The organism is Microcystis aeruginosa NIES-4325 (assembly GCF_008974145.1).
GTDB lineage: Bacteria > Cyanobacteriota > Cyanobacteriia > Cyanobacteriales > Microcystaceae > Microcystis > Microcystis aeruginosa_G.
This window is the reverse complement of record NZ_BJKP01000004.1, coordinates 88,108-111,417: the sequence shown is the minus strand read 5'-3', so window position 1 is coordinate 111,417 and position 23,310 is coordinate 88,108. Positions and strand designations below refer to the sequence as shown.

Below are 23,310 nucleotides of genomic sequence, written 5' to 3'. Positions count from 1 at the left end.
TGTTTAAACCTGAGATATTAGAGATAATTAGGCTTCATCGAGGGCGGCAATACCGGGTAAAACTTTACCTTCGAGTAATTCCAAACTAGCGCCACCACCAGTGGAAATATGGCTCATTTTTTCCGCCACTCCCACTTTTTCCACCGCCGCCACCGAGTCACCACCACCGATAATAGTAGTTGTACCAGTAGCGGTTAAATCGGCTAAAGTGTGAGCGATCGCATCTGTACCAGCCGCAAATTTATCGAACTCGAACACCCCCATTGGGCCATTCCAGAGGACAGATTTACAGTTAGATAAAGCTTTTTGGAAAACTTTAACTGATTCAGGTCCAATATCCAATCCCATCCAACCATCGGGAATATTTTCGACGCTGGCGATTTGGGACTCGGCATCTTTATCGAATTGATCCGCTAACACCACATCGGTAGGAAGGAGGAATTCCACCCCTTTTTCTTTAGCTTTTGCCTCTAGGGATTTAGCCAATTCCAGTTTGTCTTCTTCCACCAAAGACTTACCAACACTTAAACCACGGGCCTTGTAGAAAGTAAAGATCATACCGCCACCGATGAGAAGTTTATCGCACTTTTCCAATAAAGTTTCGATCACGCCAATTTTACTAGAAACCTTAGAACCGCCGATAATCGCCGCTAGGGGACGTTGGGGAGTTTCAATAGCTGCTTGTAGGTAGTTTAACTCTTTTTCAATCAAATAACCCGCCACCGAGGGGCTGAGATAGTGGGTAACGCCTTCCGTGGAAGCGTGGGCGCGGTGGGCGGTACCAAAAGCATCATTAACGTATAAATCGGCATTAGCGGCTAATTTTTGGGCAAAATCGGGATCATTTGCCTCCTCTTCACCGTGGAAACGCAGATTTTCTAAAAGGGCCACTTGACCGTTAGACATTTGACTAATCGCTGCCGTCACTCCCTCACCAATAGAATCGGGACACATGATCACTTCTTGGCCCAGTAATTCCGAGAGACGTTTAGCCACAGGAGTCAGACGCAAATTTTCTTTAACTTGACCGTCGGGACGACCCATGTGGCTGCATAAAATAACCTTAGCCCCTTTTTTGATTAAATCCTCAATGGTTGGTAGTGCTGCCCGAATACGGGTATCATCGCTGATTGCCCCGGTGGCTTTGTCCATGGGAACGTTAAAATCGACCCGGACTAAGACCCGTTTGCCCGCTAAATCAGCTTCTGTTAAATTCGCTACTGTTTTTTTTGGCACAGCCCATAACCTCCTAGATTGCTTACCGTACAATTAAGATTAAATCAGGGTATCGCTACTTGCGACAATTACTTTGACAAAGATTATTTCAGATTTGGGGATCGGTTTTGTAGTTCCAAGACCGATTTGCCCAGAAAAATTTGATTGGAGAGACTTGCTAATTATGTTTGAGACGATTTTATTTCCCATCGACCACAGCCGCGAAAGTCGTGACGCGACCAGTAGTGTGATCGAATTGGTCAAAATCTTTGACAGTCGCTTGGTGCTGTTGTCGGTGGTGGAAACGACACCCACCGGGGAAATTGCCGCCGACGATAAGATGAATTCGATCGAAGCGGTGGATAGATTGTTACAATCGGCGCAGGCCGTTTTCGCCCAAGCTGGTGTCAAGGCAGAAATGATTGAAAGGGAGGGAATACCCTCTTTTGTCATCTGTGATGTGGCCGATGAAATTAATGCTCACCTGATTGTTATGGGTTGTCGCGGTTTAGGATTAACTAGCGAAGGTGTGTCCGAAAGCGTCACCACCAAAGTTATTAACCTTGCCCCCTGTCCAGTGTTGATTATCCCTTAATCAGTGAGCAGTGATCAGATGTGAGTTGTCAGTTCACTGTTTACTGATCACTGAAACAAAGCTCCCCACTCCCCCGTCTCCTGAGAGAAATGTAACGAATTGTGAGAGTTTCAGCCGTCAACCCTTGAAAACTCGATCGATGGGGTTGCTTGAAGTAATTCTTAGGCCTAAAGTGTAATCTTAAAGTTTTATGATCAATGTTCCTGTTGATCGGAAAAAGGAGAACTCAAACACAATGGCTGAAACTGGATACAAACAGGTGGTGACACCCTACAATGATGATCCGTTCATTGGTCATCTAGCTACCCCCATTTCCGCTTCTGGTTTTACCAAAGCTTTTATTGGTAACTTACCTGCCTATCGTCCCGGTCTAGCCCCAATTCTGCGCGGTCTAGAAGTGGGTATGGCCCACGGTTATTTTCTCGGTGGTCCCTGGGTTGTCCTGGGACCCTTGAGAGACTCGGAATATGCTAATCTCGGCGGCTTAATCCCCGCTTTAGCCATGGTTCTTTTGGCTACGGGTTGTTTAGCTAGTTATGGTCTTGTCTCCTTCCAAGGTAAGGCCGCTAGTGGTGATCCGCTGAAATCGTCCGAGGGTTGGAGTCAATTCGCCGCTGGTTTCTTTATTGGTGGTATGGGTGGCGCTTTTGTGGCCTATTTCCTCCTAGAAAATCTTGGTGTCGTTGATGGCATCATGCGCGGGGTTTTTAATCAATAATTAACCCTTTTTCTACCTGTTATCATTTCCTTATTTTTTTACTAGGAGCATTTGACATGACTGGTGCCTACGCAGCTTCTTATCTGCCTTGGATTTTAATCCCGATCGTCTGTTGGTTAATGCCAGCCGTAGTGATGGGTTTGTTATTTATCTATATCGAAAGTGAATCCTAATTTAGCCTAGGATTCCTACAATTCAGGGCTTGAAAACTAGCTATTTAATAGTTAGTTTTCAGGTTCTATTTTCTTAAGAAAAAGGAAAAAATTGACTGGATGAAAATGGGTAAAACCCTACACCCCACACCCTGCCCCACCGAAAAACTTTTTGCCGCAAACCCTACTTATAAAGCGTTTAGATAGCGGATTTTTTCCAACAATAGGGAGGGTTGAATCGGTTTGAGCAGATAGTCATCAATGCCATGACGACCGAGGAAATTAACGCTGATTTCAGGGGTATCATTCAAGATTAGCACTTTACTGGCTTGAGTTTGGCTAGATTTTTTTAAGAGATGACAGAGATGATATATATCGGGCATTTTCCGATCGACAATTATAATACTTGGCTGCACGATCTCAATTTTTTTGATAGCGGAGACACTATCGATTAACCAAATAACTTGATAACGTGCCACCATCAATAACTCACAAATAAGATTGGCAATTTCTTCGTCACTTTCAATCAAAACTATAGTGGGATGGTGGTGATTAAAATGGGGATTATGATCCGAGGGTTGGGGTTGGGATTTGGAGGGCCTTTGTTGAGGTAAACGGACGGTAAAGATGGAACCTTTATCTAAGCAAGATTCTACCTCGATCGTGCCTCGATGGAGTTCCACTAATTGTTTAGTTAAAGCCAATCCTAATCCCATACCACCATAACGACGTTTACGAGAGCCATCCAATTGGGTAAATTTTTCAAACAGAAGCGGTATTTTTTGAGCAGGAATGCCGATGCCCGTGTCCTCTACCTGAAAAATGACCTGACTGCCTTCTTTCCACAGTCTCAGCGTGACAGCCCCCTGTTCGGGGGTAAATTTCAGGGCATTTTTTAACAAGTACAAAAGTATCTGCTGAACTCGATCATAATCGGCATAAAAATAATGATCTTTTTCGGTAATTTTCATCTCTAAAATCAGATGAATTTCTTTAGTTTCTGCCTCTGTTTTAATAATTTCTAAAACGTGATTACAGAGATATTTTAACGAAAATTGTTTAATGTCTAAAACGGCTTTCCCTGCGGAAAGTTGCGAGAAATGAAGCAAGTCATTAATTAATTCTAATAGTTTATTGCCGTTATCCTGAATCACTTGTAGATAGTGTTTTTGTTTGTCGGGAGGTAAAAAATTACTGGCTGCCGAGCATTTTTGCAGGGTACTGGACAAACCGATAATACAAGTTAGGGGAGTTAATAACTCATGACTCATATTATTTAAAAATTCACTTTTGCAGAGGTTAGCGGCTTCTGCGGCCATTAAAGTATCTTGTAATTCTTGGGTTCTTTCTATTACCCGGCGTTCAAAAATATCTTTTTGTTCCTGTACTTGAGAATATAATTGCGCTTGATAGATAGCGATGGCGAGATGTTCACCAATCTGACCTAAAAATTTCTTTTCCTGCGGCAACCATTGGCGTTTTTCTTGACATTGATGGGCAATTAATAAACCCCACAATTCTTCTTGTACCACAATCGGGGCGATTAATTTTGATTGTACTTGGTGTTGTCGCAAAAATTCGGACAAACAGAAGGAAGAAGAATAGTTAGCATCCACATCATCCACGGACAGAATTAATCCTTGACGATACTTTTCCTTATATTGGGGAATATAGGAAAAACAATCGTCTTCGGGAGTTAAATTTAACACCGAATTTATCTGGTCAGAAATGCGCGACTCGGAAGTTATTTTCCCCTTTCCCTCACCGGTACTGGGGAAAAATTGATAAATTAACAATCGGTCCACTTGCAGAAAATCCCGCACTTCCCTGACTACGGTTTCCAGAATCACCGGTAACTCGAGACTCCGACGAATTTGGGTAATGACTTGGTTTAATAATCTTTCCTGTTGGATTTGTTGGGATAGGGCAGCTTCTACCGGTTGACCAACACAGAAGATGCGGGGACAATCTCTATCAGCAGACGGAGAAGAAATTATCGAGAGAATTTTGACTAAAATTTTATTTTGAAAACTGCTGACATTAATGGATAGAGGCAGATTTAAAATTTGATAACCCTGCTGAATTTTCGGGTGGTGGAGAGACTTGATAGCCAGTCCTTGCAGAAAATTTTTAATCGTGTTTGCTTCAAAACTAATGCGGACTTCGTACTGAAAATTATGCCCTTGGGGACTTGCTAACAATAAAGCTTGTAGGTCAGTGGAAAGCAAGAGTTGATAGATTTCCCCCGTCTTTAGGGGCAGCTCTCTTTCACTGAGACTAATCCTCGGCACTGTCACCTGTAGCGTCAACTGTCCCCACCAAGAACGAATTTGTTCGAGGTGAGTAGATGATAACACTTGACAGCAAACATAAGCGGGAGAAGCATTCATTTATCAGTTATCAGTTATCAGTTATCAGTTATCAGTCATCAGTCATCAGTTATCAGTAAGGTGATGGGGGACTGGGGTTTGGGTTTTGGTCAAGTTTTTTTAATCCCTATCCCCTGCTATTCCCTAATCCCTATTCTTGACGGTGTTTCTCATAAGTGGGAAATGTAACCTAATTTGATATCAACGACCGACTACCTACCACTGGCTCCCCAAAACGAAAACTTCGTACCTCACCATTAAGATAACTGCTATAAATTGCCGCAGACAGATATAATCATCTCTATCTACCTAAGAATGATCCCTCGATCGAGACCCTGATTCTCAAAACCTAATCATTATTTAACCTGACTCTCAAAACTTATGCACCGTATTGCTCCCCAAGCGGGTGGTTGGACAGCAGATACCGAAGGGGTGATTATTATTGACCAAAATCCGGCCCCGATTGTCCTCCTCACCATGGCTGATACCGATATTCAAACTCTAGCGGCAGCTATCGACCATCTACCCGATAATTTTCCCGCAATTCGCGCCCTCAATTTATCGCAGTTACAGCAGCAATACAGTATCGATAACTATGGGGACAAGGTACTATCCCAAGCAAGAGTGATTATTCTTCGCTTATTGGGGGGACGGGGGAGTTGGTCCTACGGGTTGGAGGTAGTTAAGGAAATTGTCGAGGAAACCGGTGCGACTTTATTTGTCCTACCGGGAGAGGATAAACCAGATTTAGAGTTGATGAGTCATTCCACTGCTTCCCTGACTACTGTTAACCAGTTATGGTGCTATTTCACGGAAGCAGGGATAGATAACTGGATTAATGCTGCTAAATTTATCGCGCATACCTGTCTCCATCTCGACTATCTTCCCTCTCCTCCTGGGGTTGTCCCTAGGTTGGGAATCTATTCCCAGATAACCCTATCCCAACCCCAAGCACGGACTTGGATACTTTTCTATCGTTCCCATTATCTCGCAGGTAACACCAAAGCTATCGATGCTTTAATCAGTGCTTTCACCCAAAGAAACATTGAAACTGTCCCTATCTTTCTCTCCTCTCTCCGGGAAATCGAAGTGCAAGAGGAACTATTAACCCTCTTTTCCCAGCATCCCCCAGACCTAATTCTCGACACCACTAGCTTCTCTATCCAGCGACCAGAAGACAAACAAAATCATCACTTCTGGCAGTCCCTCAATAAACCCATCTTCCAAGTAATCCTCAGCAGCAGCAGTTTAGAAGCTTATCAACAGGGTTATCAAGGTCTTTCCCCCCGGGATGTGGCCATGAATATCGCTTTACCAGAAATGGATGGCAAAATTATCACCCGCGCTATTTCCTTTAAATCTGTCCTCACCCGACATCCGAAACTAGAAACGGAAATAGTTGTCTATCAACCCCTCCCCCACCGGGTTGATTTTGTCGCTGATTTAACCGCAAACTATTGTCAACTCTCCTCCCTTCCCAACTCCCAGAAAAAAATTGCTCTCATTTTCCCCAACTATCCCAATAAGGATGGTCGTATCGCTAACGGAGTCGGTTTAGATACTCCCGCTAGTGGTTTAGAAATTCTTCGCGCATTACAAAAACAAGGTTATACCCTCACCGACCTCCCCGACCATAGCGATGAATTAATGCGATTGCTTATTTCCGGTATCACTAATGACCTGGAGACAAGGGAATTAAAACCTATCTATCAATCTCTCTCCCGGTCAGCATATCTAGATTATTTCTCCTCCCTTCCCCCCGATAATCAAAGCGCTATGCTTGACCGTTGGGGACATCCAGAAGGAGATTTTCCTATCCCGGGCCTCCAGTTAGGTAATGTCTTTATCGGTATTCAACCTTCTCGCGGTTATGACCTTGACCCGACTCTTAATTATCATTCCCCCGACCTGGAACCTACCCACGGCTATCTCGCTTTTTACCATTGGTTACGACAGGAATTCCAAGTCACTGCCGTGATTAATCTCGGTAAACACGGCAATTTAGAATGGCTACCAGGGAAAAGTCTCGCTCTTTCTCCCCATTGTTATCCCGAAATTGCTTTCTCGTCGCTGCCGAATTTTTATCCGTTTATTGTCAATGACCCCGGAGAAGGTTCCAGCGCTAAAAGACGTTCCCAAGCTGTTATCATCGACCATCTCACCCCCCCAATGACGCGAGCGGAATTGTATGGGGATTGGGAAAAGTTAGAGTCTCTCATCGATGAATATTATCAGGCAGAATCTCTTGATCCTTCTCGTTTAGCTATGATTCGCGAGCGGATTAGTGATCTGGTGGCGAAAACTAATCTCGATCGAGAGCTAGGCACGATCTCGCGTAGCGAGCGCGTTGCGACCAGTGCTTCCTTTGGTCAATTTCTCACCGTCGTGGATGGTTATCTCTGTGAACTCAAGGAAGCACAAATCCGCGACGGTTTACATATCTTCGGTCAATGTCCCCAGGGTCAGCAGTTAATTGATTTAATCCAATCGATCGCCCGTTCTCCCAGTCCCGACCGCCCTGGTTTAACCCGTTCGATCGCCCTTGACCTCCATCTCGACTGCGACCCCCTGACGGAATATAACGATACTACTACTTATCTGGAAAGTCTCGCTCAGGATTTAATTAGCCAGAAAATTGAACCTCTAGGTGAAAATACGGCAAAAGAATTGGTTTGGCTAGAAAATCAGTTAATTCCTGCTTTAAAACAAACCCCCGATGAACTTACCTATCTCTTAAAAGGTCTCGCTGGCCAATACGTCCCCAGTGGTGCTTCCGGCGCTCCTACCCGCGGCCGTCCCGATGTTCTCCCCACTGGCAGAAATTTCTATTCTGTCGATACCCGCGCAATCCCCACAGAAACCGCGTGGGAAGTGGGAAGAAAGGCCGCAGAGGCACTAATTGAACGTTATACCCAAGAAAATGGCGAATATCCCCGCACTTTGGCGATTTCTATCTGGGGAACTTCGACGATGAGAAATAGTGGCGAAGATGTGGCCGAAGCCATGGCTTTACTGGGAATTCGTCCCCTTTGGGATGGTTTTTTCCGTCGGGTGGTCGGGTTTGAAATCCTTACCCCGTCTAGCTTAGGCCGTCCTCGAATTGATGTGACCGTTCGGGTATCGGGCTTCTTTAGGGACAGTTTCCCTAGCATACTACATCTCCTTAATTCTGGCATAAATGCGGTAGCTTGTCAAGAGGAAGAAGAAAAAATTAATCCTTTAGCGGCGAAAGTGAAGACAGAGAGGGAGTTTTGGCTAAGTCAGGGCTTAGGAGAAAAAGAGGCGAAACTGAGAGCTACTGCCAGAATCTTTGGCTGCAAACCGGGTGCTTACGGGGCCGGTTTACAGGGGTTAATCGAGTCACAAAACTGGCAAAATGATCAAGACTTAGCTAATGCTTATATTAACTGGAGTTGTTATGCCTATGATAGTCAAGGAACTGCCCATTCTTTACCGGAAGTATTGAGAAATAGACTGCAAGAATTAGAGATAGTGCTGCACAATCAGGACAATCGAGAACACGATATTTTCGACTCCGATGACTACTATCAATTTCAAGGCGGCTTAACTGCCAGTGTCCGAGCTTTAACCGGCAAAAATCCCGTCACCTATTTTGGTGATCATTCCCGTCCAGAAAATCCCCGCATCAGAAGCCTAGAGGAAGAAATTCGCCGGGTATATCGTTCGCGAGTAGTGAACCCCAAATGGATAGCGGGAGTGATGCGACACGGCTATAAAGGCGCTTTCGAGATGGCTGCGACCGTAGATTATATTTTTGCCTACTCTGCCACTACTCATCTGGTGGAGGATTTTATCTATCAGGGAGTAGCCGAAGCTTATTTATTTGACCACAAGGTACAACAATTTATTCAGGAGAAAAACCCCTGGGCATTGCGAGATATGGCCGAAAGATTATTAGAAGCTCAACAACGGGGATTATGGACCCAGGTGGACCAGAAAACTTTAGATCGATTGAGGGCAATTGTCCATGAAGCCGAAGGAGCGATCGAATCGGGTCAGTAATTGATAACTGGTCTAGAATCGGTCTATCAAGAAATTAATGAGAAACGGGACTAAATAATGGCCGGAATTGAGGGATTGAGGATTAAAAATGATCGAGTGCTCAAGGATATAACTCTGGGCAAGTTATGGAATACTCAAAATCGAGATTCTCTGACACCGATGACGGCCGTTATCGGCAAAAATCGTGTGGGAAAAAGCACACTTTTTGATGCGTTCGGTTTTTTATCTGATTGTCTTAAAGGAGGAGTAGAAGAAGCTTGTGATGCGCGAGGTCGGGGCGGGTTTGAGCGTCTTCGTTCCCAGAGTCAGGAAGGAAGCATTGAATTTCAGATTTACTATAAAGAAGATTACAATTCCCGACCAATTACCTATGAATTAGCTATTGATCTAGATACGGATAATAGACCTTATGTAAAAAAAGAAAGACTCAGACAGAGAAGAAAAGGTCAAAAGACTGGATGGCCTTTGTCATTTTTACTCCTCGATGAAGGGAAAGGAATCCTCTGGAAGGGAGAAGAAGAAGGGAAACAAGTAAAGGGTTCCGCTTCCCAGTGTGCGAGGTCATTCTGTTATTCTGACTTCCCCTCCCGACTCCCGATGACCGGCTCCCGACTCCGTTCGGCGGTTCGGCTGAGCTCACGGCCGAAGCCTAACCCCGCCAACAAACTTTTTCAGCAGACCCTACTTAAAGACTGATTAACAGACGAATGTAGCGAAATATACGGAGCGATCGAACCAATTTGTAATATATGTGGCCTATAAAATAGGATGATGCGAGCGTTGTCCACACTTGCATCGGGAGGGAACCGTGACGACTTTTCTGGCTTCGCTCAATTTACTGCCTTCTAGTTCTCCCGCTGCCAATTTTCGCACTGGAGAATGGACTTTTCCCACACTCTACTCCACTCTGGCTCCCGCTGCCCTAGCAGATTTAGTTTTTTCTCGTTACGAGATTGATGTACCGAAAAATTGTCAATTTTGGCATCGGGGTTTAAGTGATGTGTATCTCCTCGAAACCCTGACAACTCCCTACATTTTGCGCGTATCTCACTGCCATTGGCGCAGCAAAATGGAAATCGACTTCGAGTTAGAATTATTAGATTATCTCGATCGCTCTCAGGTTCCCGTCGCCGCGCCAATTCGCAGCAAAAACGGTGAATTATGCCTAGAAATTAATGCCCCAGAAGGGAAACGTTACGCCGTCCTCTTTCCCTATGCCCCCGGAGGAATTGCTATTGGGGATATAGATCTAGAACAAGCCTATCATTTAGGGGCGATCGTGGCTAATTTACATCGGGTGACGGCAGATTTTCACCCCCTAGCCTATCGTCATCCCCTCAACCTCAAATATCTTCTCGAGGATTCCCTGCAAATTATCGCACCTTTTCTGCACCAACGACCGAGCGACCTAGACTATGTTTTAGAAACCATTAGGGAAATAGAGGAAGAAACCGCCAAATTACCGACAGAATCTCCCTATTGGGGCATTTGTTGGGGCGATCCTCATAGTGGTAATGTGCATATCACCCCTGATAATCAGATGACCCTATTTGATTTCGATCAGTGCGGTTATGGTTGGCGAGTTTTTGATATCGCTAAATTTCTGCAAGTTTCCCTACAATCCGGCTTAAATCGCCAGGTTCGCCATGCTTTTATCCAAGGCTACGACGAAACAGTGCCTTTAACTGATGGTGAATTATCTTGTCTTCAGTATCTCACCCAAGCGGCCTATATTTGGTCTTGGTCAATTAGCTTAAATAACCTGCGTTTAACCGATTATAGTCGTCTCTGTGCTAATTATTTTACTAGCCGTTTGGCCACTCTCAAACGTTTAAGAACCCAAGAATGGGAATTATTCTAAGCAGCCTTAATCCTGTTGGTGACAGTCAGCCCTAACTAACCAAGATCAACTTTCTTGCTGGTCAATGGCCAAACGAGGTATCGATCCCTGTATGCTGGTAAGTATAGATAATCACTAGGTAAAGACTTTCTTCTCCATCTGCCAAAAGTGAAGCAAGCTTTACCGCTCTTGAATACTCCCTCACAGCCTCACAGACAGATGGTATTATGTCCAGAAGAAAGAAGAAGTTTCCCTGTGGTCACAAGGGTTATGGCCAAGTCTGCCATCATTGCGCTCAACTAGATGCCGCTTGGGAAGAAAGAAAACGTCAAAAAAATGCTTGGGAAGCCACTTTTTCCGAAGATCCGATCGATCTGCGGGAATTACCGAAAAATGTGGTACTTAAAGCTAGGGAAATCCTACAAGGATTGCAAAATCACCGCAATTATCGAGATTTCCATGGTAAACGATTGCGACATGATCGCTTTATTATCAGTATCCCCGTTACCCGCAATTATCGTCTCATCTGTCGCGACTACGGCAATCTCCTCGTCCCAGAAGCGGTGATCTCTCACGAGGACTATAATGTCTGTAAACCGGGTAGGTGAAGCTAATCTTTAGTTCGCTTAGGAAGATTTATTGCTGTTTATATCTTCCCAATCTGGCAGCCAATTTTGATCGAGAATCTCCTCTAGACTAGCTAACACTTCCCCGGGGAAAATACTGGCATCTAATTCGGTTTCGTCAATAAGCAGATTGCGAGCATCGAGATAACATTCCTGCAAAATTTCCCTTAAATAGAGCTTTAAACTGGGACTATCTTTAAGAATTTTTTTGATCTGAATCCGAAAATTGCGAATTTCTTTTTTCCATCCAGCTTGATTATAATCCCGTTGGGATTGCCAGTAAGTTAACTTCAGTAAATGTTCTAAAAGTCGAGTTAATAAACTTTCTAATGCTCGTCGTTCACTCTTCCCCAAATCTGCTAACTCCTCTAATAAATTCTGCCAATCTACCGATTGAAAATCGCCTTGACGCAATTGGTTGATAATGTTTTCTAACCAAAGTTGATAATCGGTATCGTAAAGAGTTGGGATAGTAACTTTGATCATTTTTAAAATGGGTAAAAATCAGGAGTTAAGCTGCAGGTAAGCCGTTGACTATCTAAATTACTCGTTAAGACTGCAAGGGAGCGGGGAGCAGGGGGAAGCAGTTTGAGCATTTGTACTAAAATTTTCAATACGCAGTTTAAATTCAGCACAGCTTGTCTAAACTATAGGAGAAATTTGGGCTAATCAATCAGCTAGTTTTGCCAGTTTAGCCGAATTATCCTCTCGATCACATCTAACCCCGAAAAAAACCGCCAAAAAGAGTGATAATAAACCTAGCTATTCCCAGAGTAACAAGGAAAGCCCGATGGTGAAAACAGTAATAGGTGTCGATTTAGGTGGAACCGCTATTAAAATTGGTAAATTTGACCAAGAGGGCAATTGTCTCGAATCTATCACCTTGGCCACTCCCCAACCCGCTACACCCAAACAAGTCGCAGTTACCATACATCAAGGCATTTGTCAAGTAAATTTAGATAAAAGTTGTCAAGCCATCGGTGTGGGAACGCCAGGACCGACGGATGCTCAGGGAAGAATTGCTAAAATAGCGATTAATTTGGCAGGATGGCGGGATATTCCCCTCGCCGATTGGTTAGAAGAAAGTACGGGAATGCCGACAATTTTAGCCAACGATGCCAATTGTGCCGGTTTGGGGGAAGCTTGGTTAGGAGCGGGCAAACGCTTTCAAAACTTGATCCTGTTGACCTTGGGGACGGGAGTAGGAGGGGCAATTGTCCTCGATGGTAACTTATTTGTGGGCAGTAAGGGAACAGCCGCCGAATTGGGCTTAATAACCCTCAATTTTGACGGTCCATTGTGCAATAGCGGTAATCAGGGTTCCTTAGAACAATACGCCTCCCTGCAAGCTATTCGCCGGATGACTGGCAAAGAACCGAAGCAATTGGCAGAATTGGCCGAAAAAGGCGATCAAGAGGCTTTAGAATTCTGGCAGGGTTACGGTTGTTTACTGGGGGCTGGTATTGCTAGTTTACTCTATGTTCTCACCCCAGAGGCGGTAATTATAGGCGGCGGCATTAGCGCCAGTGCTAAGTTTTTCTTTCCCTCTCTCCTCACAGAAATCGAAAGACGGGTGTTACCTAGTTCCAGAGAAGGATTAGAGGTATTAACGGCCGAGTTAGGTAATCGAGCCGGGATGGTGGGGGCTGCTAAATTAGCTTGGCAATTAGTGGGCGGGATCTGACTAAAATTGTCTGAGTTAATCATGAATAATTAAGTGGCGATCGCAATCGATGCTCACCGTTCCCTGACGCTGAAATTCCCCTAACAAACGCGTCACCGTTACCCTTGTAGTACCGATAGCATTGGCGAGATTTTGATGGGTTAAACGTATCTTTAAACGACTGCCTTGGGCGATTGGTTCTCCCATCTCCCGCTTTAATAACTGTAGTAACTGCTGGAGACGTTCCTCCACTCGTTTGAGTCCTGCGATCGCAAGGAGCGATTCCGTTTGTTGTTGACGACGGATCATTTGATTTAACATCATCCTGGTTAATTCCGCCGAATTTTCCACTTCGGCGATCGTGTACCATTTTAGGTACAGTTCCGACAAGGCTCTGGCGTGATAGGATTCTATATGGGTCAAATTTAAGCCAAAAAAGTGGGATGAATGAACCCAGCCTAGTAAAATTTCCTCTCCACTCTCAGATACTTGACTTAGTTGCGCCATACCCCGATAAACTTGCCAGACTCCATCAACCACCAGAGGAATATTTTCCCCGCGATCATAAAAATGGAGCCGACGACTCTCGCTATAGTCTTCTCGGAAGGGTGAGACGTTGGGGTTATAGGTCAGTAACATGATCAAAGTTCTCCTGGGTGAGGGGCTAACAATTTTAACCCCACTTTACTGTATCAAGGTAAACATTAGGTAATCCCCAGATTAACAGTGAGCAGTTATCACTGAGTTGATAATCGCCTTGACTTCCAGATCGTAACCGCGACTTAAACCTGCTTCTAGGCTGATTTCTTCCTCTTGCTGATTGGGATGGGGAACGTATATAGTAAATTGATAGGAGTCCTGGCAAGGGTTACTGATCGCTTCTTCGTGTTCTTCTTGATAATCGTGGTAAACTTTGCCTAGTTCTTGACCTACATAGCTATTTTGATCGCACATATTGCTCAGGGACATATTAATTACTCCCTGCTCAAATCTTGTCTCTCCTAATACATTCATTTTCTCTCATTTCCTACGCCTAATTAGTATCATTAAAAAATGGGTAAATTAGTATTTATGTCAAGTTTTTAACATTTTTTTGCGAAAAAAGCTTAAATTATTTTAAGTAATTTATCAGTTTATTACAATCTATGTCAAAATGGGATATACTTATCGCAAAAAGGAAAATTTCTGCTATCGATGGGAATGTTAATGATGATCAGATTTGAGTTAAAGGTTTCTGCTTCAGTAATCACTAAAAAAAGCTGGTCAACCTTCAGCTAATTTCTCTACTTTGTTATTCCTGAAAAATTAATTATTTACCAATTTAATTGCCATATATGAGAGTCTATGAATCGATTTACATCAAATCAAATTGTTAGTTTATCCTGTCAAAATAGTCAGCTATACGGAGAAGTGATTCAGGTGATCGAAAGTCGTTCGTCTCTTTGGGTGCGTCCTCTTTGGTTAATTGTCGCCGATAATTTTGAGACAATTGATGTGCGGGAAGGTTCCGATTTAATCCTGCCGATGGACTTATTTAAACCCGCCCTAGACACGGAAGTTTTACCCCTATTTTCCCAAGTCATTAAAGATAGTTATATTAATCATATTTCCTATCCTCTTCAGGACTTTGTGCAGAAAATTTGTCAAAATTATCCCGAATATTTTCAGAAAAATCTATGATTGATGAAGGTTACATTAAATACAATTGTACTTGGATTCCTGACCGTCCCTTAATAAGCTCAGAGATTGCAGAATTAAATTATTGGCGCAATCGCCTCTATCGACTGGGATTAATCGGTCAATACGATAACGGAATCGGTTTTGGTAATGTGAGTCAACGAGGAAAAATAGACAAAGAAATTATTATTTCTGGCACTAACACTGGCGGGATTCCAGTATTAAATGAATCCCATTACACCACAGTTATAGACTACGATTGGAGAGAAAATCGTGTCACTTGTCGGGGAACAATTGCCGCTTCTTCGGAAACTCTCACCCATGGAGCAATTTATGAAGCTAATCCCCAGATTAATGGGGTGATTCATATTCACCATCGCCCCCTGTGGCAAAATTTAATGTATTGCGTGCCGACCACTCAAGAAAATATTGCCTATGGAACCCCAGAAATGGCCGCAGAAATTATCCGTTTATGTCAAGAAGATCGTCTAGAGGAGCAACAAATTTTAGTGATGAGTGGTCATGAAGAAGGAATTATCGCCTTTGGGCAAAATTTAGCAAAAGCGGGCAATTTATTATTAGCCTATTACCAGCAATCTCAATTATCTTGAAAGTGACCTCCTCTTTGTGTTAACTTGTTTGGTAGATTTTCGCCTTTGAGGAATGCCATCGTGATCGACACCTTGCATCATCTATCTGTCTCGATCGACTTTTCGCCTCTTACCAATGTCTTGATGACTATTTCCGAGCAAGACGTGGATATCATCGGCAATGTCCAGAAAGCCTTCTCAAATTTCGTCAAAACTGGGCAAGCATGGGCCCTATTAATCGGTTTGATTGTCGGTTATATGTTTCGAGGTTTTACTTCTTATTAGCTTTTCGCCTATCGGCCTTCAGCCAGAGCGAGCAATTCTTGCTATTCTTATGTTTGTAGGGTTGGAGATTTTTCTAACCTGAAGCGGTAATGCTATCAGCGCCGGATTATTCCCCAAAATTGTCCAGCATATTTTGGTTAACTTTATCCACAATCATCTAACGAAAACAGTGACAGCAAAGAAAACTTGGAGCGATCGCTTTGAAGGTAGTCTCCATCCTACGATCGTAGAATTTAACGCCAGTATTGGCTTTGATATCGAATTAATCGAGTATGATCTCACCGGATCGATCGCTCACGCTAAAATGCTCGCCTATACGGGTATTATCAGCCCCGAAGAAGCAGATAGTCTCGTCTCTGGATTGGAACAAATTCGTCAAGAATACCGCACCGGCAACTTTAACCCCGGCATCGATCAAGAGGACGTGCATTTTGCCGTGGAACGTCGTTTAACCGAGATTGTGGGAGATGTGGGCAAAAAACTGCACACGGCCCGTTCGCGAAACGATCAGGTAGGAACGGATATTCGTCTGTATCTTAGACAACAAATCGATGATATTAGGCAAGAAATTCGCAATTTTCAGCAAGCTTTAGTCAATCACGCCGAAAACCATCTGGAAACCCTGATCCCCGGTTATACCCACCTACAGCGCGCTCAACCGATTAGTTTAGCCCATCATCTCCTCGCTTATTTTCAAATGGCCGAACGGGATCACCAAAGATTAGGAGAAATTCGCACCAGGACCAATATTTCGCCCCTAGGATGCGGCGCCTTAGCGGGGACGACTTTTCCGATTGATCGTCATTACAGTGCCAATTTACTCGATTTTGAGCAGGTGTATAACAATAGTCTCGATGGAGTCAGCGATCGAGATTTTGCTATTGAATTTATGACGGCCGCTAGTCTGATTATGGTCCACCTGAGCCGTTTGAGCGAAGAAATGATTCTCTGGTCTTCCCAAGAATTTAGTTTTATTACTCTCACCGATAGTTGTGCCACGGGATCTAGCATTATGCCCCAGAAAAAAAATCCCGATGTTCCCGAATTGGTGCGCGGCAAAACAGGGCGGGTTTTTGGGCATTTACAGGCGTTATTGACCTTAATGAAGGGTTTACCCCTGGCCTATAACAAAGACTTGCAGGAGGACAAGGAGGCGTTATTTGATGGCGTTAAAACCGTGCGGATTTGTTTGCAAGCGATGACGGTACTTTTAGCCACCGGAATTCAATTTAAAACTGACCGATTAGCTAACGCGGTGGCGGAAGATTTTTCTAATGCAACGGATGTGGCGGATTATTTAGCCAGTAAGGGGATTCCCTTCCGAGAAGCTTATAATTTAGTCGGGAAAGTCGTTAAAAGCAGTTTAGCAGCGGGTAAGTTATTAAAAGATTTAACCCTGACGGAATGGCAAGAATTACATCCGGCTTTTGAGGCCGATATCTACGACGCGATCGCTCCTCGTCAGGTGGTAGCGGCCCGTAATAGCTATGGTGGCACAGGTTTTGAACAAGTGCGCTCGGCTTTAATTCAAGCTAAAGCCATTCTCAATCATGATTGATATTGTTGGGGGTTGGGGGATAGGTGTTAGGCAATAGGAAATAACCAAAACTGCCGACTCCTGAATCCCCTCCCTTTTTTTACTTTTTACCTAATATATATGGGTCGTGTTTGGCATTTTATTAAAAGTGTGATGGGAATTATCTTTCGTCATCCTGTAACTGGGGTGACAATAATTCCGCTGCTTGCTGACGGCACAATTGTTTTAATCCGACGCAGAGACACCGGCAAATGGGCCCTACCGGGAGGGATGGTCGATTGGGGGGAAGATATTTTTAATACTGCCCAAAGGGAATTAAAAGAGGAAACAGGATTAAATTTAGTCAGTTTAGGGCGTTTAGTGGGGGTTTATTCCTCTTTTGAGCGTGATCCGCGCATTCACTCCATTTCAGTGTTAATTGAAGTTACAGCTGCGGGGAATTTTCAGATCAAAGATACATTAGAAGTTAGTGAGGTGAGAGCTTTTAGCGTCGAAACTTTACCTCTAGGTAATCTCAGCCACGATAATGATCGCCAACTAGAAGATTATCTCAAGGGTGCCACTGTAGTGGCTTGATTTTTTCCTAGTATCTGCGACCCTAAGTAGCTGGTTATAATTAAATTAAAAATAGATTTTAGGTTCGATCCCCCCCAACCCCCCTTAAAAAGGGGGGAGAAGAGTTCATAGTAGGGTGGGTTAGACGGCAACAATCTAGGCGTTAAAGTCAATCTAACAATCCGTCGTAACCCACCGTTTTAGTCAACCGAAAGGATATTTGATTTATGTTTGAAAATAAGATTGATCTGGTTTTACGCGCGTTATAAGGAGATGTTGGGATGAGATATATGATTCCTTTAGGAGAAGTGGCGGAATTTATTAATGGAGCGGCGTTCAAACCAGAAGACTGGCATGAAAATGGGCGGAAGATAATTAGAATTCAAAACCTCAATGATTCAAGTAAACCCTATAATCTCACCACCAGAAATGTTGATAAAAAATATGAGGTAAATACAGGAGATATTTTGGTTTCTTGGTCTGCCAGTTTAGGTGTCTTTGAATGGCTAGAAATGGAACCAGCTTGGCTAAATCAACATATATTTAAGGCAATTCCAGATAAAGCAAAAGTACATAAAAATTACTTCAAATACTCTCTAGGTAAAGCCATCAATGATATGGAGTGCTACTTGCATGGTGCGACTATGAAACACGTAAATCGCAAGGAGTTTCTATCGACAAAAATATATGTACCACCCCTCGAAGAACAGCGAAGAATTGCGGCAATTTTAGATAAAGCGGATGGGGTGCGACGCAAGCGCAAAGAGGCAATTCGGTTGACTGAGGAGTTGTTAAAATCGACTTTCCTAGAGATGTTCGGTGATTCTGAAAGAAATTTTAGGGAACACTGTGGACAGGATTGTTTTCTACCCCTAGAAAAGTGTATTGAGAGGTTCATTGATTATCGTGGAAAAACACCAACAAAAGCTAATTCAGGTGTTCCACTTATTACAGCAAAAATAATCAAAAATGGCCGAATACAGCCACCTAATGAATTCATTGCCCGAGAAAATTATGACTCATGGATGCGTAGAGGTTTGCCACAATTAGGTGATGTTCTTTTTACGACAGAAGCCCCGCTAGGAGAAGTCGCTCAAGTTGATGATCCTGATATTGCTTTGGCTCAAAGAGTTCTATTGATGCGAGGTAAATCTAATATTCTTGATAATACCTATTTGTTTGGCACTCTTCAGAGTTCATTTGTTCGTGACCAAATTGAGCGCAGATCTACAGGTAGTACGGTTAAGGGAATTAGACAGAAAGAGCTAAGAAAAGTTGTAATTCCCATTCCTCCAATATTCTTACAACGTAAATATGCAAGTTTTGCTGTTTCCCAACAGAAATGCACGGACAGACAAAAATTGCTATTTAAAGAATCTGAAAATCTCTTTAATTCCCTTTTACAAAAGGCATTTAGGGGAGAACTGTAGCCATGGCATCCCGCGGATTAGTACCATAATTTTGTGGGAAATGCCATTAAAAAAGACGGTTGGACAATTAACCAAGATTTAGCTACCGCCGCGGCGACTTCGACCTCTGCGGTTTTCGGGTAGTCTGCGTATTCGGGAGAACTCTCTAACCCTTTTCCCTTTTTCCCCTTTTACCCTCATTCCCTATTTTTTCTCTTTTCTTTTATTTCCTGCTCTTAGACGGGTCGATTTTTTTGAGAAAATGGGGTTAATGTTAAATTCTATACTAAATCTGGTTATTAAAGACTGATTATTTATTCCCCTTTTGTCGTTTGCATGAGTAGAAAACGGGTTTCTCCGAGAAACCCGTTTTCTGTGCGTTACTCAAGAGTTATCGGTTATCAGTTGGGAAGGTGGTGTTATATTATGGGCAGTAAAGTTGCTCAAAAAGCCAGCTACAACCATGAGCGCTCTTGTCAAACCCTCTAGCCTGATTCCCAAAGGATTGCGGGTGCAACAGATTAATAATCTCACCCTATTCAAATTTACAGATGAACTGGGCGATCGGATGCAGACGCTTCTTGACAAGAAAAAAGCTGATGATCTCACCCCGGAGGAAGTCCTTGAGCTAGAAGCGATTGGCGAACTCGACCAAATTTTCAGCTACATCAACGCTGTCATTGCCGCCAGAGTAAATGGTCATTCCTAAATCGCTTTACCATATTGTTCGACAACGCGCTAGGTTCCGGTGTGAATACTGTCACTATCCCGAACTCCTCAGTTCCGCCCCTCTTTCGATCGACCATATTCAACCCTTTATCCAGAATGCCCGACGGCAATGGATAGCCGGCCAACTCCATCCACCCAAGGATGACCCACAACAAGAAATTAGTGAGACTTAAGGCGTGGTTTAAAAAAGGTTGATCGGGAGTAACAAAAGCTTAATCCTGATTATTTATTCCCCCTTTTGTCGTTTGCATGAGTAGAAAACGGGTTTCTCGGAGAAACCCGTTTTCTGTGCATTACTCAACGGATTTAAAAATTAGGTAAAACCCTACACTCGGCCACCGGGAAAAACTTTTTGCCGCATACCCTAAATACTGGCTTTTTCTCTTCAACGGCTGATTCTGCGAAGTTCCTCCAGAAGTTGCTCAAAAATTTCCTCCATCTCTTCTGGGCTGCTGCCCATATTCCTGACCGGTCCGCGCAGGAACTCTTTAACCGTTATCTTTTTATCGCGGAAGTCACGGACAAAATTATAGATTTTTTCGGTGGATTGAACTTGTAAATTCATCTCCTCTAGCATTTGCTCAATCGGGTCGATGCCATCCTTCTCACAAGCGCGACTGGCCCTCACCATCTCGCCTTCCGGGGTATTTCGCACCGAGCGCAGTTCTCTCTTCAGGTTCTCGTATTGCTTTTTGAGTAGTTCGTTATTGGTTTCAACCTTCTCGCACTGTCGTTTAAGGTCGCTTTCCGATGAGCCTTCAACCGCGAAAGAGTCCCCCATTTGATGCTGTCGTTCGATTTCCAGCAGTCTGGCAATATCTCCCTCTTTATAGGCACGGTTGACTTCCTTCATGATCTCATTGTGACGCATCCGAGTTTCGGGATCCGTAACCTTGTCGGGGTGAAAAATCTCGGCCATTCTCAGGAAAGTGCGGCGTATTTGTCTAGATTCAGGAGATTGAGGCGAGCTTTCATGTGATAGCTCTGTTCCATCATCGTTACGGCCGTAGGAGTCTCCCCCAGAGAAGAAATCCTGCGCGGATTGCTCCGATGATCCTTCCGACTCTTCGTCTCCGAAAAGTTCGTCTAGTTCTTCATCTCCATCCTCAAATTTCGGGCTAATCACCCCCGTTAACTGAAGTGTCTGGTAAATTCCGAGAATGCTTTTCCTCGTCTGCTGCCCCAATTTTCTAGCAGTTAGGATTTCGTCAAAAAGGGCGTGTATTTCGCGGTCGAGGTCGGTAAGTTTTTCATAGAGAGGTTGCCCTCTCTGGAACATCTCCGTCGCCAAGGAACGCATCTGGTCGAGGAATTTCTTCATTTCGCTGCGCTTTCTGGCAATCTGTTTGAGGAGCCACTGATGCTCCTCCTCTAAAGCTTGGAGACGAAAATGTAGGGAAGACAGAGCCAAGGCAGGAGAGGTGGGCGAATCAGAGGAGTTCGGTGATTTCGGCTTTTTGGATCTGGTCATTACTTTGGGGTGAAAGCATATTGTCCATTCTACCAAGCCGCAAGGAACCGTATTCCTAGAACTCACCCTTGGCTCATTTTGTTGTTTCTCCCCACTTCCCCACTTCCCCACCTCCCATCACCCCAAGTCCACAGACAGGCTTAAGTGGCTAGAAGCTAGATATATCAATGGTCTTAATTAATCCTTATCAATCGAATTAAATTTTTGTACATAAAATTCTCGCTCAGATTAATTATTTTTTCCAAATTCCGCTAGACTTATTTATTAAGTTCAATCGAGATTTAATATTCCATAGCTAAATTTCTATAGCACAGTCTAGAAGGAAAGTTTAGCGAGGGATTCCTTTACCCATAATTCAGCACACATACTTGCTTTAGCAGCAGGCAGGAGATTCTATGTCAAATTTTTCGAGACGGAAATTCTTAACCACGGCGGCAGTTTCAGCGGCAGGGGCTGTTGTCCTCAAAAGTTGTGTGGGTAATCCCCCCGACACTACCGGTGGAACCAGCACCACCGCACCCGCTTCCCCGGTTGCTTCTCCTGTGGCGGTAGCTCCCGGAGAGGCCCCCGAAACCACCAAAATTAAATTAGGTTATATTCCTATTGTTGAGGCCGCACCTTTAATTATTGCCAAGGAAAAAGGCTTTTTCGCTAAACACGGGATGCCCGATGTGGAAGTCTCCAAACAAGCTAACTGGGGATCTGCTAGAGATAACGTCGAAATTGGGGCAGATGCGGGCGGAATTGACGGAGGACAGTGGCAAATGCCCATGCCTTACCTAATTTCTGAGGGACTAATCACCAAAAATAACGTTAAAGTCCCCATGTATGTGTTGGCGCAGTTAAACACCCAGGGTAACGGAATTGCGATCGCAGGTAAACACGAGGGCAAAAATATCGGTTTAGACCTAAAACCCGCCAAAGATTACATCCTCGCCATGAAAACGACGGGAACTCCCTTCAAAGCCGCCTATACCTTCCCGAAAGCTAACCAAGACTTCTGGATTCGTTACTGGTTAGCCGCCGGTGGTATTAACCCCGATACGGATATTAACCTAATTGCGGTTCCTGCCGCCCAAACCGTGGCCAACATGAAAACGGGAACCATGGATGCGTTTAGTACCGGCGATCCTTGGCCGGCGAGAATTGTGGCTGATCAGATCGGTTTTATGTCAGCTTTAACCGCAGAAATCTGGCCCTATCACCCAGAAGAATACCTCGCTATCCGCGCCGATTGGGTGGATAAAAACCCGAAAGCCACCAAGGCCCTATTAAAAGGAGTTATGGAAGCGCAGCAATGGCTCGATCAAGAGGCAAATCGGGCAGAAGCGGCGGCAATTCTCGCTAAACCGGCTTATTTCAACCTCAAAGAAGAAATTATCGCCGGTCCCCTCAAAGGAATGCAGAAAATGGGTGACGGTAAACCGGAAATCACCGACAAAAATAAAGGAGTTTTCTACTGGAAAGATCCCGCCGGTAGCGTTTCCTATCCCTACAAGAGTCATGATCTCTGGTTTTTAACCGAAAGTGTTCGTTGGGGTTTCTTGCCGAAAGAAACTTTAACCACTGCCTCAGCATTAATCGACAAAGTTAACCGCGAGGATCTTTGGAAAGCGGCAGCCACAGAATTAGGAGTTCCTGCGGCCGATATTCCCACCAGTACCTCCCGGGGTGTCGAAAAATTCTTCGATGGCAAGACCTTTGATCCTGCCAATCCCCAAGCTTATCTCGATAGTTTGGAGATCAAAAAATAGCGAGCTTTTACCGATAGGCTAGGTGCATAAAAAATCTAGTCTATCAATCCCCAAAATGTTTTCTTCTCTCCCCAATCCAGTAACTTTATCTTCAACAAAGGA

General features: G+C 44.0%; 22 protein-coding genes and 1 pseudogene. 17 read left to right on the top strand and 6 right to left on the bottom strand.

The features are described 5' to 3' along the window. Positions 1–27: 27 nt before the first annotated feature. Positions 28–1,236, bottom strand: coding sequence for a phosphoglycerate kinase (locus MiAbW_RS03535; protein ID WP_151694948.1), 1,209 nt, complete (start codon positions 1,234–1,236; stop codon positions 28–30). A gap of 163 nt (positions 1,237–1,399) precedes the next feature. On the opposite strand from MiAbW_RS03535, the gene MiAbW_RS03530 reads away from it, so the two are divergent. From MiAbW_RS03530 to MiAbW_RS03520, 3 genes are all read left to right on the top strand, one after another. Beyond that, positions 1,400–1,810 (top strand): universal stress protein, encoded by a 411-nt coding sequence (locus MiAbW_RS03530; protein WP_151694947.1) that lies wholly within the window; start codon positions 1,400–1,402, stop codon positions 1,808–1,810. A gap of 235 nt (positions 1,811–2,045) precedes the next feature. Beyond that, on the top strand, positions 2,046–2,528 hold the full coding sequence (locus MiAbW_RS03525) for a photosystem I reaction center protein subunit XI (RefSeq protein ID WP_002757141.1): 483 nt from the start codon (positions 2,046–2,048) through the stop codon (positions 2,526–2,528). A 56-nt stretch (positions 2,529–2,584) separates the two neighbouring features. Then, positions 2,585–2,701, top strand: coding sequence for a photosystem I reaction center subunit VIII (locus MiAbW_RS03520; protein WP_002737043.1), 117 nt, complete (start codon positions 2,585–2,587; stop codon positions 2,699–2,701). A 167-nt stretch (positions 2,702–2,868) separates the two neighbouring features. Here MiAbW_RS03520 and MiAbW_RS03515 read toward each other — a convergent pair whose 3' ends face one another. Then, positions 2,869–5,070: an ATP-binding protein gene (locus MiAbW_RS03515; protein ID WP_151694946.1), complete on the bottom strand. Its 2,202-nt coding sequence runs from the start codon at positions 5,068–5,070 to the stop codon at positions 2,869–2,871. A gap of 360 nt (positions 5,071–5,430) precedes the next feature. Here MiAbW_RS03515 and cobN point away from each other — a divergent pair, with 360 nt between their 5' ends. The 4 genes and pseudogenes from cobN to MiAbW_RS03495 all read left to right on the top strand — a co-directional run bounded on the left by cobN (position 5,431) and on the right by MiAbW_RS03495 (position 11,520). Continuing rightward, positions 5,431–9,072, top strand: coding sequence for a cobaltochelatase subunit CobN (cobN, locus tag MiAbW_RS03510; RefSeq protein ID WP_151694945.1), 3,642 nt, complete (start codon positions 5,431–5,433; stop codon positions 9,070–9,072). A 57-nt stretch (positions 9,073–9,129) separates the two neighbouring features. After that, a pseudogene (locus MiAbW_RS03505) lies at positions 9,130–9,609 on the top strand (AAA family ATPase); the annotation flags it as partial. A 271-nt stretch (positions 9,610–9,880) separates the two neighbouring features. Beyond that, positions 9,881–10,933: a phosphotransferase gene (locus MiAbW_RS03500; protein ID WP_151694944.1), complete on the top strand. Its 1,053-nt coding sequence runs from the start codon at positions 9,881–9,883 to the stop codon at positions 10,931–10,933. 206 nt (positions 10,934–11,139) lie between these two features. After that, positions 11,140–11,520: a DUF7682 family zinc-binding protein gene (locus tag MiAbW_RS03495; protein WP_151694943.1), complete on the top strand. Its 381-nt coding sequence runs from the start codon at positions 11,140–11,142 to the stop codon at positions 11,518–11,520. Positions 11,521–11,538: 18 nt separating this feature from the next. On the opposite strand, the gene MiAbW_RS03490 is transcribed toward MiAbW_RS03495, so the two are convergent. Continuing rightward, on the bottom strand, positions 11,539–12,024 hold the full coding sequence (locus MiAbW_RS03490) for a DUF29 domain-containing protein (protein ID WP_151694942.1): 486 nt from the start codon (positions 12,022–12,024) through the stop codon (positions 11,539–11,541). A 304-nt stretch (positions 12,025–12,328) separates the two neighbouring features. Here MiAbW_RS03490 and MiAbW_RS03485 point away from each other — a divergent pair, with 304 nt between their 5' ends. Next, entirely contained in the window at positions 12,329–13,222 is an 894-nt protein-coding gene (locus tag MiAbW_RS03485) for an ROK family protein (protein ID WP_151694941.1), read from the top strand. A gap of 15 nt (positions 13,223–13,237) precedes the next feature. Here MiAbW_RS03485 and MiAbW_RS03480 read toward each other — a convergent pair whose 3' ends face one another. Continuing rightward, positions 13,238–13,840 (bottom strand): Crp/Fnr family transcriptional regulator, encoded by a 603-nt coding sequence (locus tag MiAbW_RS03480; protein WP_151694940.1) that lies wholly within the window; start codon positions 13,838–13,840, stop codon positions 13,238–13,240. Positions 13,841–13,921: 81 nt separating this feature from the next. Beyond that, positions 13,922–14,215: a hypothetical protein gene (locus tag MiAbW_RS03475; protein ID WP_181014227.1), complete on the bottom strand. Its 294-nt coding sequence runs from the start codon at positions 14,213–14,215 to the stop codon at positions 13,922–13,924. Between the two features lie 330 nt (positions 14,216–14,545). On the opposite strand from MiAbW_RS03475, the gene MiAbW_RS03470 reads away from it, so the two are divergent. The 8 genes from MiAbW_RS03470 to MiAbW_RS03430 all read left to right on the top strand — a co-directional run bounded on the left by MiAbW_RS03470 (position 14,546) and on the right by MiAbW_RS03430 (position 20,156). Continuing rightward, complete coding sequence (locus MiAbW_RS03470; RefSeq protein WP_151694939.1) at positions 14,546–14,881, top strand: hypothetical protein; 336 nt, start codon at positions 14,546–14,548, stop codon at positions 14,879–14,881. Further along, entirely contained in the window at positions 14,878–15,489 is a 612-nt protein-coding gene (locus tag MiAbW_RS03465) for a class II aldolase/adducin family protein (RefSeq protein ID WP_151694938.1), read from the top strand. The genes MiAbW_RS03470 and MiAbW_RS03465 overlap by 4 nt, the downstream gene beginning before the upstream one ends. 60 nt (positions 15,490–15,549) lie before the next feature. Then, the gene (locus tag MiAbW_RS03460; protein ID WP_151694937.1) at positions 15,550–15,753 is read left to right on the top strand and encodes a hypothetical protein; all 204 of its coding nucleotides are present in this window, start codon (positions 15,550–15,552) and stop codon (positions 15,751–15,753) included. 169 nt (positions 15,754–15,922) lie between these two features. Then, entirely contained in the window at positions 15,923–17,311 is a 1,389-nt protein-coding gene (gene argH / locus MiAbW_RS03455; RefSeq protein WP_151694936.1) for an argininosuccinate lyase, read from the top strand. Between the two features lie 99 nt (positions 17,312–17,410). Further along, positions 17,411–17,866 (top strand): NUDIX hydrolase, encoded by a 456-nt coding sequence (locus MiAbW_RS03450; protein WP_151694935.1) that lies wholly within the window; start codon positions 17,411–17,413, stop codon positions 17,864–17,866. Between the two features lie 269 nt (positions 17,867–18,135). Beyond that, a complete protein-coding gene (locus MiAbW_RS03440; RefSeq protein ID WP_238707185.1) occupies positions 18,136–19,275 on the top strand; it encodes a restriction endonuclease subunit S in 1,140 nt (379 codons plus the stop codon). Between the two features lie 442 nt (positions 19,276–19,717). After that, on the top strand, positions 19,718–19,963 hold the full coding sequence (locus tag MiAbW_RS03435; protein WP_002772702.1) for a hypothetical protein: 246 nt from the start codon (positions 19,718–19,720) through the stop codon (positions 19,961–19,963). After that, positions 19,950–20,156 (top strand): HNH endonuclease, encoded by a 207-nt coding sequence (locus tag MiAbW_RS03430; RefSeq protein WP_147071021.1) that lies wholly within the window; start codon positions 19,950–19,952, stop codon positions 20,154–20,156. Before MiAbW_RS03435 ends, MiAbW_RS03430 begins: the two co-directional genes overlap by 14 nt. A 212-nt stretch (positions 20,157–20,368) precedes the next feature. Here MiAbW_RS03430 and MiAbW_RS03425 read toward each other — a convergent pair whose 3' ends face one another. Then, positions 20,369–21,454 (bottom strand): molecular chaperone DnaJ, encoded by a 1,086-nt coding sequence (locus MiAbW_RS03425; protein ID WP_151694932.1) that lies wholly within the window; start codon positions 21,452–21,454, stop codon positions 20,369–20,371. A gap of 395 nt (positions 21,455–21,849) precedes the next feature. Here MiAbW_RS03425 and MiAbW_RS03420 point away from each other — a divergent pair, with 395 nt between their 5' ends. After that, the gene (locus MiAbW_RS03420) at positions 21,850–23,208 is read left to right on the top strand and encodes a CmpA/NrtA family ABC transporter substrate-binding protein (protein ID WP_151694931.1); all 1,359 of its coding nucleotides are present in this window, start codon (positions 21,850–21,852) and stop codon (positions 23,206–23,208) included. Positions 23,209–23,310 lie beyond the last annotated feature (102 nt).